General features: G+C 39.1%; 7 protein-coding genes and 2 rRNA genes (1 of these 9 cut by a window edge). 3 read left to right on the plus strand and 6 right to left on the minus strand.

What is annotated here, in order from left to right; translation table 11 throughout:
* Positions 1-38 precede the first annotated feature (38 nt).
* From aceK to aceB, 3 genes are all read right to left on the minus strand, one after another.
* Positions 39-1,748: a bifunctional isocitrate dehydrogenase kinase/phosphatase gene (gene aceK / locus D7029_RS17020; RefSeq protein ID WP_416384070.1), complete on the minus strand. Its 1,710-nt coding sequence runs from the start codon at positions 1,746-1,748 to the stop codon at positions 39-41.
* 70 nt (positions 1,749-1,818) lie between these two features.
* A complete protein-coding gene (gene aceA / locus D7029_RS17025; RefSeq protein WP_072065199.1) occupies positions 1,819-3,126 on the minus strand; it encodes an isocitrate lyase in 1,308 nt (435 codons plus the stop codon).
* Positions 3,127-3,198: 72 nt separating this feature from the next.
* Entirely contained in the window at positions 3,199-4,791 is a 1,593-nt protein-coding gene (gene aceB, locus D7029_RS17030; protein WP_194951344.1) for a malate synthase A, read from the minus strand.
* A gap of 339 nt (positions 4,792-5,130) precedes the next feature.
* On the opposite strand from aceB, the gene metA reads away from it, so the two are divergent.
* On the plus strand, positions 5,131-6,060 hold the full coding sequence (metA, locus tag D7029_RS17035) for a homoserine O-acetyltransferase MetA (protein ID WP_194951345.1): 930 nt from the start codon (positions 5,131-5,133) through the stop codon (positions 6,058-6,060).
* Between the two features lie 56 nt (positions 6,061-6,116).
* Here metA and D7029_RS17040 read toward each other — a convergent pair whose 3' ends face one another.
* Positions 6,117-7,220: a glycerol dehydrogenase gene (locus D7029_RS17040; RefSeq protein WP_194951346.1), complete on the minus strand. Its 1,104-nt coding sequence runs from the start codon at positions 7,218-7,220 to the stop codon at positions 6,117-6,119.
* Positions 7,221-7,472: 252 nt separating this feature from the next.
* Between D7029_RS17040 and D7029_RS17045 the strand changes: the two genes are divergently transcribed.
* Positions 7,473-8,117, plus strand: a complete 645-nt coding sequence (locus D7029_RS17045; RefSeq protein ID WP_194951347.1) for an epoxyqueuosine reductase QueH — start codon at positions 7,473-7,475, stop codon at positions 8,115-8,117.
* A gap of 134 nt (positions 8,118-8,251) precedes the next feature.
* Entirely contained in the window at positions 8,252-8,788 is a 537-nt protein-coding gene (gene idi / locus D7029_RS17050) for an isopentenyl-diphosphate Delta-isomerase (protein WP_088494403.1), read from the plus strand.
* A gap of 116 nt (positions 8,789-8,904) precedes the next feature.
* Here the strand turns inward: idi and rrf are convergent.
* A 5S ribosomal RNA gene (gene rrf, locus D7029_RS17055) occupies positions 8,905-9,020 on the minus strand.
* A 117-nt stretch (positions 9,021-9,137) separates the two neighbouring features.
* Positions 9,138-10,166 (minus strand): 23S ribosomal RNA (locus tag D7029_RS17060) (it continues 1,874 nt past the right edge of the window).

Genomic DNA, 10,166 nt, shown 5'->3' on the forward strand with positions numbered 1-10,166 from the left:
TACCTACCTTTATTTTTATCTTTTCTCAGGGCTATTTATTAAGTAAATCGCTTCGATTGAGAATAGGCATAAACATCTTCGATATACCCTTCTTTAATTTTTTGCTGTTGTTGCTGCCAATATTCTGGTGATAAAAGCTCACTATGTTGAGCTTCAAAATAGTGGCAAACTCGCTTATCACTACATAAAAAATAACGAAACTCTTCAGGAAATACATCATTGAGGGCAACGCTATACCAAGGCTCACTTGCTAATTCATCTTCAGGATAACGAGCTGGCGGGATAGCGCGAAAATTCATATCTGTCATATAACTAATTTCATCGTAGTCATAGAAAATCACACGATGGTGCCGAGTCACACCAAAGTTTTTAAACAGCATATCGCCGGGAAAAATATTTGCCGCAATAAGCTCTTTCAACGCTTGCCCATAATCTTCAACAACCGCTTTAAGTTGATTTTCATCGCACTGCTCCATATAGATATTGAGCGGTATCATTCTACGTTCCATATAAAGATGGCGGATCAGTATTTTATCACCTAGATCTTCCAACTTATTGGGGATCTCTTGTTTAAGGATCGTCATTAATTCAGGACTAATTCTTTTCTTATCGATCACAAAGTTCTCAAACTCTTGGGTATCTGCCATTCGTCCAACACGATCGTGTTCTTTAACCAACTGATAGCACTCTTTTACTCGCTCTGCAGTGATCGTTTTTTGGGGTGCAAACTTATCTTTGATTACTTTAAAAACACGATCATACGTTGGTAACGTAAATACCAACATCACCATACCTTTTACACCCGGCGCTTCAATAAATTGCTCTGATGAAAAATTCATAAAGGCAAGATATTCACGGTAATATTCTGTTTTTCCGTGCTTTTGGCATCCAATAGACATATAAAGCTCAGCAATAGATTTACCCGGTAATATATCTCTTAACCAAGCAACTAATGCCGCAGGAAATGGGGCATAAACCATAAAATAAGAACGCGCAAAACCAAAAACAATACTCGCTTCATCCGCAGAGATAAGGCAGGTATCAATCAGTAATTGCTGCTCAATATTATGAATGGGCAATAAGAACGGAATATATTGATCATCAATCACTATTTTGCCTATCAACCAAGCCGCTTTATTACGATAAAAAAGTTCGTTTGCGATATGAAATACCGCATTGTGCAATTGTTCAGAAGAAAACTGAGCAGTAAGTACATTACAAATAGAGTGAATATCGCGTTGTTTATTTTGCCACGGTAGTCGCAAAGGTAAGCGTGACAAAATATCTTGCAGTAATGTCGGTAAATCACTTTGAATAACAAACTGCTTTGATAACGGTCGAGGCGCTTGTGTAAAGCGATAAGCCGGTTGTGATGAGAAAACAAAAAGATTCTTTTTATTCAATTCACGATGGTAAAACAGACGGCAATAAACAGAATTAAAAAAGCTTTCGGCAATCTCAAATCGAGGGTAATTGGGCAATAATTGCGTATAATTCTCTTTCACCTGTTGTAGAAAAAGACTTTCTTTATCAATATCATGTCGAATACATTTAAGTTGCTCAACCACTAATCCAACATGATTGTCGTATAAACGGATGCGCTCTTTCATCGCTATTTGGACACCATGCCAATCTGCTTGCTCAAAACGATATTGTGCCCCTGACGTTATCTCCAGAAAGCGACCATATTGGGCATCAAAGCCTTGTAAAATTGTTTGAGCAATCAAATCTTCTGGCGTCATTAACAACCTCACGAAAAAGAGGAGCATCCTGCTCCTGAATTATCACCACAAAAACAGATAATGATATTTTGGGATCTTAGAATTGTTGCTCTTCTGTTGAGCCTGTTAGTGCTGTTACAGAAGACATACCACCTTGAATGATCGTCGTTACTTTATCGAAATACCCAGTTCCCACCTCTTGTTGATGCGATGAGAAGGTATAGCCTTGATTAAGTGCGGCAAACTCTTTTTCTTGTACTTTCTCAACATAATGTTTCATACCTTCGCCCTTGGCATAATCATGTGCCAGATCGAACATGTTGAACCACATGCTGTGAATGCCAGCCAAAGTAATAAACTGGAATTTATAGCCCATCGCAGAAAGCTCATCTTGGAAATGCGCAATCGTGCGATCATCAAGATTCTTTTTCCAGTTAAAGGAAGGCGAACAGTTATAAGCCAGCATTTTTCCGGGATATTTATCATGAATAGCTTCTGCAAACTTCGCTGCCATTTTCAGATCCGGGAGTGATGTTTCACACCACACCAAATCGGCATAAGGTGCATAAGCAAGACCACGACTAATAGCTTGATCAATCCCCGCATGAGTACAGAAGAAACCTTCAGGTGTACGTTCTCCAGTTAAGAACGAGCTATCATAAGGATCGCAATCTGAAGTTAAAAGATCGGCAGCATCGGCATCTGTTCTTGCAACCAACAGAGTCGGCACATCAGACACATCAGCCGCTAAACGCGCAGCGACCAGCTTTTGTACTGCTTCTTGGGTTGGAACTAATACTTTTCCTCCCATATGCCCACATTTTTTTACTGCCGCTAGCTGATCTTCAAAGTGAACACCCGCAGCTCCAGCTTCGATCATCGCTTTCATTAATTCAAAGGCATTTAATACGCCACCAAAACCTGCTTCAGCATCAGCCACAATGGGAAGGAAAAAATCAATATAATCTTTATGTTGAGGACCAATACCATTTGACCACTGAATTTGATCAGCTCGTCTAAACGTATTATTGATACGCTGAACAACATTAGGAACAGAATCGACTGGATATAAAGATTGATCAGGGTACATACTTGCTGCTGTGTTAGCATCAGCTGCCACTTGCCACCCTGAAAGATAAACAGCCTCTAATCCTGCCTTTGCTTGTTGCAACGCTTGTCCACCCGTTAAAGCACCTAATGCATTAACATAACCTTTCTTCGATTTTCCATTTAATGATGACCAAAGCCTTTGAGCGCCACGTCTTGCTAAGGTATGTTCTGGGTTAACCGAACCTCTTAATTTAATGACATCTTCAGCGCTATAAGGGCGGGTAATGCCTTTCCAGCGAGGTTGTTCCCACTCTTTCTCTAATTGGGCGATTTGCTCTGATCTACTAATAGTCATAAAAACAGCTCCTATAAATACGGTAGTAGTGATGATGTTTGCAGTTTATAAATACGTTTTGACGTATCTTTTTTAATTTAAAAGTTGGTAACCCGGTAAAGTTAGAAAATCGACTAATTCATCTTGGGTTGTGATCTTATCCATCAAAGAAGCCGCTTCTTTAAAACGACCTTCTTCAAAACGAGTGTCACCGACTTCTTGGCGTATGACTTCAAGCTCTTCTTTCAGCATGTTACGAAAGAGATCTTTAGTCACGACTTGCCCATCAGACAGTGTTTTCTGATGGCGGATCCATTGCCAAATAGAGGTACGCGATATTTCTGCTGTTGCCGCATCTTCCATTAATCCATAGATAGGTACGCAACCATTACCCGAAATCCAAGCCTCGATATATTGCACAGCAACGCGGATATTAGCTCTCATGCCCTTTTCTGTACGTTCACCTGTACAAGGTGCTAATAACATTTCTGCTGTTATTTTTTCATTACGTTGTACATCGAGTTGATTTGAGCGAGCCCCTAATACGGCATCAAAAGCAGACAATACTGTTTCAGCAAGACCAGGATGAGCAATCCAAGTACCATCATGGCCATTTGTTGCTTCAAGCTCTTTATCATCAAATACTTTTTTCAAAATAATGCCGTTTTGCTCTGGATCTCGACTTGGAATAAACGCAGACATTCCACCCATCGCAAAAGCACCACGTTTATGGCAAGTCTGGATCAGTAAACGCGAATAAGCACTTAAGAAAGGTTGAGTCATCGTGATCCCTTGTCTATCGGGTAATACACGATCAGGATAATTTTTTAATGTCTTGATATAACTAAAAATATAATCCCAACGACCACAGTTAAGTCCAACAATATGCTCTTTCATATGGAATAGAATTTCTTCCATTTGGAAAACAGCAGGTAAAGTTTCAATTAATACCGTGGCTTTAATGGTTCCTACTGCTAAACCAAAGCGCTTTTCAGTGAAATGAAAAACATCACTCCACCATTTAGCCTCTTGCCATGTTTGCAATTTAGGAATGTAAAAATAAGGACCACTCCCTTTTTCTAATAAAGCTTTGTGGTTATGGTAAAAATACAGAGCAAAATCAAATAATCCCCCTGCGATAGGCTTGCCTTGCCATAACACATGTTTTTCAGGAAGGTGGAGACCTCTTACTCTGGCAATCAATACCGCAGGTGACGCTTTAAGCTGATAACATTTGCCTTGTTCATTGGTATAAGAAATAGTGCCTTTTACGGCATCACGCAAATTGATTTGACCATCGATCACTTTATCCCATGTAGGCGCTAAGGAATCTTCAAAATCTGCCATAAAGACTTTTACGTTGGCATTTAATGCATTGATGACCATTTTGCGATCAACAGGTCCCGTTATTTCAACACGACGGTCTTGAAGATCTTTCGGTATAGGATTAACTTTCCATTCCGATTTTATAATGGAATCCGATTCCGAAATAAAATCAGGAAGCTCGCCATTATCAACTCTGTGTTTCCAGCTATCCCTTTCAGCTAATAAAGCATGGCGTCTATCTGAAAAGTGATTTACCAAATCAGTCAAAAACAATTTAACATCATGATTTAATATCTCTTTTTCCTGTTCACCAAAAGATTGCGTAAAATTTAATTCTTCTGTAGTTAACGATTGTGACATTCTGCATTCCCCTAAAAGCTTTTGCACACCTGATTAAGACTAATGCAGTTTTTACAAAAATCAAAAATGAATTCCATTTTTATTTAAATAATTTTTAACAATGTGATTACATCGGTGTTTTTTTATTGTACAAAAATCAAAATTTCAAAAATAACTCGAGGGATCTGGAAGAGATCGATAATAAACAGAGAAAAGGAATGTTAATGCTTGATGATTTTGGCTATATAGCTTTTTCTTATATGAATATTCTTCATACACAACATGAAGACCTCGACATTCAAAAGGTTATTAGCTAAATTTAGGCTTCTAGATGTCTAGATGTTTTTAGAGGTTATTGAAATGCCAATTAGAGTACCCGATGAGCTACCCGCAGTCAGTTGTTTACAAAAAGAGAATGTCTTTGTTATGACATCCAGTAGAGCGAGTATTCAAGACATTCGCCCTTTAAAAGTGCTTATCCTTAATTTAATGCCAAAGAAAATAGAAACAGAAAATCAATTTCTGCGATTGCTTTCGAATAGCCCTCTTCAAATTGATATTCAATTATTGCGTATTGACTCGCGTATTCCTAAAAATACGCCTGTAGAGCATCTCGATACTTTCTATTGTGATTTTGACCAAATTAAAGAGCAAAATTTCGATGGTCTTATTGTCACTGGCGCACCTTTAGGATTAGTTGAATTTGAAGATGTGGCTTATTGGGATGAAATAAAAGAAGTGATTACATGGGCTAAAGAGCATGTTACTTCTACACTCTTTATTTGTTGGGCGGCTCAAGCTGGATTGAATATCTTATATGACCTACCTAAATATACGCTAGAACAAAAAATTTCAGGCGTATATAGTCATAACACTTGCTCACCATTATCACTGTTAACACGCGGATTTGATGAGACTTTCTTTGCTCCACATTCTCGTTATGCTGGTTTTCCTATCGACTTTATTCAAAATAATACTGATTTGGAGATCCTTGCGACTTCAGAAAAAGCTGGCGCTTATTTATTTGCATCAAAAGATAAGCGAGTTGTCTTTGCAACGGGGCACCCTGAATACGATCCCAATACACTAGCAGATGAATATCATCGTGATGTTAAAGCAGGACTAGAACCTCAATTACCAGAAAACTATTTTCCTAATAATGATCCGAGTAAAAAACCTATCGCTTCTTGGCGTAGTCATGGGCATTTATTGTTTGCTAATTGGTTGAACTACTATGTTTATCAGATAACACCGTTCGATCTTGCCCAAATGAATCCAACATTAGATTAAAGAAAAACCCCAAAATCTATTTGGGGTTTTAAGATAATCATTTGCCAAGCTAAGAATTATTTATAACGATGAGCCAATGCGTTAGCTGCAATCATTGCATTATAAACATCTTCCTCAGTCACTTTCATTGGCATATTGCCCATAGTGTCACCTTCAGCACAGGCAATTTTAGCAACAGTACGCCATTCGCTTTCAATGAATTCTTTCATGCCCATATCTTCAAGTGTCAGTGGTAATTCTGCCGCTTTAATAATACGGATCACTTCATCAATTTCTTCTTGTGGTGCATTTTCTAACACTAATTGAGTTAATAAACCGAATACTACTTTTTCACCATGTTGGACACGGTGTAAAGACTCGACTGCAGACATACCATTATTTACTGCGTGAGCAGCTGCTAAACCACCTGCTTCAGCGCCAACACCACTTAAGTAGATTGTTGCTTCAATAGTTTGCTCTAATGCAGGAGTGGTAATTTTATGGCGAATAGCATCCATAGCTTTATCAATATTTTCACTTAACATCTCAAAGCAAAGTTGTGCTAAACCAAGACCTGTACGCGATGGGCGTTGATTGACTAAATTTAAGCCGTCAGCTTGATAACAAGCACGTGCTTCAAAGTAAGTTGCTAGTGCATCACCAACGCCTGCTGAGAAAAAGCGTTGTGGTGCTGATGCGATAATCGCGGTGTCTGCGATAACAACATCAGGGTTTTGTGGTAAGAATAAATATTTATCAAACTCACCATTTTCTTTATATAGCACAGACAATGCAGTACAAGGAGCATCAGTTGAAGCGATAGTTGGGAATAAAATAACAGGAATGTGCTGATAATAAGCAACAGCTTTAGACACATCTAATGTCTTACCGCCCCCAATACCAATAATAACATTCGCTTTATTTTCAACGGCAATTTTACCTAGGCGATTAACTTCCGCTTCAGTACATTCGTAATTAAATTTTTCAACCAGTGAAACAATGCCATTTTCTTTTAGAGAAGGAACTGCTTCTTTAGTTACTTTTTCTAAAAAAAACTCATCACTAATAATAAATGCGTTATCACCAAAATCTTTTACGTATTTACCGACAGAAGACAGTAATTGGCTACCAATAAAGAATTTTTTTGGCGAGGTTACAGAGCGAGGTAATATAGATGACATAACTAAATTCCTTTATTTTAGATTTTGCTACAAACAGTAGCAGAATTAGTATTTCATCTTACCTCTCATCATAATATGAATCTAGTAAACTCTCTGATAGTCATTACCTAAATCATTTTCGTTTATTATTTTTAATTTATATAAAACAAATAGTTATTTTTAAATAATTTTAAAAAAGCAGATTATCTACGTATTTATTACTATAATAAAGGCATCATTTTACAACTAAAATAATACTATTTAGGATCATCGATGACTCTTATACGAGAAAAGCTCACATTACCTGCAAATGCAAATAAGCTTTTACTACACTCTTGCTGTGCCCCTTGTTCTGGAGAGGTCATGGAAGCATTACAAGCTTCAGGTATTGATTACACTATCTTTTTCTATAACCCCAATATTCATCCCCAAAAAGAGTATTTAATTCGTAAGGAAGAGAATATTCGTTTTGCTAAAAAACATAATATTCCTTTTGTTGATGCTGATTATGATACTGATAATTGGTTTGAAAGAGCGAAAGGAATGGAAAAAGAACCTGAACGTGGTATTCGATGCACAATGTGTTTTGATATGCGCTTTGAAAGAACAGCCCTTTATGCCGCTGAAAATGGTTTTTCTGTTATTTCCAGTTCACTTGGGATCTCTCGTTGGAAAGATATGAAACAGATAAATGGCTGTGGTGAAAGAGCCGTAGCACCTTATCCTAATATGCTTTATTGGGATTATAATTGGCGTAAAAAAGGGGGCTCTGCCAGAATGATCGAAATAAGTAAACGCGAACAATTTTACCAACAAGAATATTGCGGCTGTATTTATTCATTAAGAGATACAAATAAGCATCGCAAATCACAAGGTAGAGAACTTATTAAGATTGGTGTTCAATATTATACCCCTTAGATCTTCCTTTCCTTTTATTCTAGGCATCATTCCTGTGATGCCATAAAAAGAACAACACAATAAATCGTTATTTGATATACAGTCATGTTATATTCACGCTATAACAATATATTATTTTATTAAGGTGATTTCTTGTGGAAGACGCTGTCATTCTCGTAGATAAAAATGATAATGAGCTGGGAACAATGCCAAAGCTTGAAGCTCATATTGTAGGCGCCTTACATCGAGCCTTTTCAATATTTATTTTTAATTCAAAACAGCAATTACTTATTCAGCAACGTGCAATATCTAAATATCACTCTGGTGGGTTATGGGCAAATACATGTTGTAGTCACCCGCTTCCAAACGAATTACTTTCAGATGCCATTCATCGTCGTTTAGATGAAGAATTAGGTATGAAATGTGATATGCAATCTATTGGAACCATTCTGTATAACGAAAAAGTGACAGATGATCTGATAGAGCATGAATTTGATCACCTATTTCTTGGGTTTAGTAACGAATTACCACATAGCAATCCAGATGAAGTGATGAATTATCGCTGGATCTCTCTCGATTCTCTTTATCAAGATATTGAAGAGAATGCACAAAATTACAGTGTTTGGTTTCGTTATATATTAAATCGAATGGGAATTGAGCAATTTTCTCGTTGGAGCCAAGGTATTATTTAGCAATTATCTTATTAACAGCCTAAATATAAAACAAGCGACTCGTGTTTTTTAAGCTATAAAAAAAACCAAACGCAAAAAAGCCAACCCATTGGGTTGGCTTTCTCGTCTTATTTAATGCCTGGCAGTTCCCTACTCTCACATGGGGAGACCCCACACTACCATCGGCGCTACAACGTTTCACTTCTGAGTTCGGCATGGATTCAGGTGGGTCCGCTGCGCTATGGCCGCCAAGCAAATTCGGTTTTATTACCCGTTACATCGATTTCTCGTCATAACCAGCAATATTCAATCTTAAACAAGCCTACTTCATCTACTGTTCGTCTCTCAGACAAAACACCTTCGGTGTTGTCAGGTTAAGCCTCACGGTTCATTAGTACTGGTTAGCTCAACGTATCGCTACGCTTACACACCCAGCCTATCAACGTCTTAGTCTTAAACGTTCCTTTAGGTCACTCAAGGTGACAGGGAAGACTCATCTCGAGGCAAGTTTCCCGCTTAGATGCTTTCAGCGGTTATCTCTTCCGCACTTAGCTACCGGGCAATGCCATTGGCATGACAACCCGAACACCAGTGGTGCGTTCACTCCGGTCCTCTCGTACTAGGAGCAACCCCTCTCAATCTTCCAACGCCCACGGCAGATAGGGACCGAACTGTCTCACGACGTTCTAAACCCAGCTCGCGTACCACTTTAAATGGCGAACAGCCATACCCTTGGGACCTACTTCAGCCCCAGGATGTGATGAGCCGACATCGAGGTGCCAAACACCGCCGTCGATATGAACTCTTGGGCGGTATCAGCCTGTTATCCCCGGAGTACCTTTTATCCGTTGAGCGATGGCCCTTCCATTCAGAACCACCGGATCACTAAGACCTACTTTCGTACCTGCTCGAGCCGTCACTCTCACAGTCAAGCTGGCTTATGCCTTTGCACTAACCGCATGATGTCCGACCATGCTTAGCCAACCTTCGTGCTCCTCCGTTACTCTTTAGGAGGAGACCGCCCCAGTCAAACTACCCACCAGACACGGTCCCCGATCCAGATTATGGACCTAGGTTAGAACATCAAACGTTAAAGGGTGGTATTTCAAGGTTGACTCCATGCAGACTGGCGTCCACACTTCATAGTCTCCCACCTATCCTACACATCAAGGCTCAATGTTCAGTGTCAAGCTATAGTAAAGGTTCACGGGGTCTTTCCGTCTTGCCGCGGGTACACTGCATCTTCACAGCGAGTTCAATTTCACTGAGTCTCGGGTGGAGACAGCCTGGCCATCATTACGCCATTCGTGCAGGTCGGAACTTACCCGACAAGGAATTTCGCTACCTTAGGACCGTTATAGTTACGGCCGCCGTTTACTGGGGCTTCGATCAAGAGCTT

Source organism: Proteus vulgaris (genome assembly GCF_016647575.1).
GTDB classification, from domain to species: domain Bacteria; phylum Pseudomonadota; class Gammaproteobacteria; order Enterobacterales; family Enterobacteriaceae; genus Proteus; species Proteus mirabilis_B.

What these genes read in the sequence shown, in the direction of transcription:
- D7029_RS17045 (WP_194951347.1), top strand. Translation starts at nt 7,473, where the DNA reads ATGACTCTTATACGAGAAAAGCTCACATTACCTGCAAATGCAAATAAG.
- aceA (WP_072065199.1), bottom strand. Translation starts at nt 3,126, where the DNA reads ATGACTATTAGTAGATCAGAGCAAATCGCCCAATTAGAGAAAGAGTGG.
- metA (WP_194951345.1), top strand. Translation starts at nt 5,131, where the DNA reads ATGCCAATTAGAGTACCCGATGAGCTACCCGCAGTCAGTTGTTTACAA.
- aceB (WP_194951344.1), bottom strand. Translation starts at nt 4,791, where the DNA reads ATGTCACAATCGTTAACTACAGAAGAATTAAATTTTACGCAATCTTTT.
- D7029_RS17040 (WP_194951346.1), bottom strand. Translation starts at nt 7,220, where the DNA reads ATGTCATCTATATTACCTCGCTCTGTAACCTCGCCAAAAAAATTCTTT.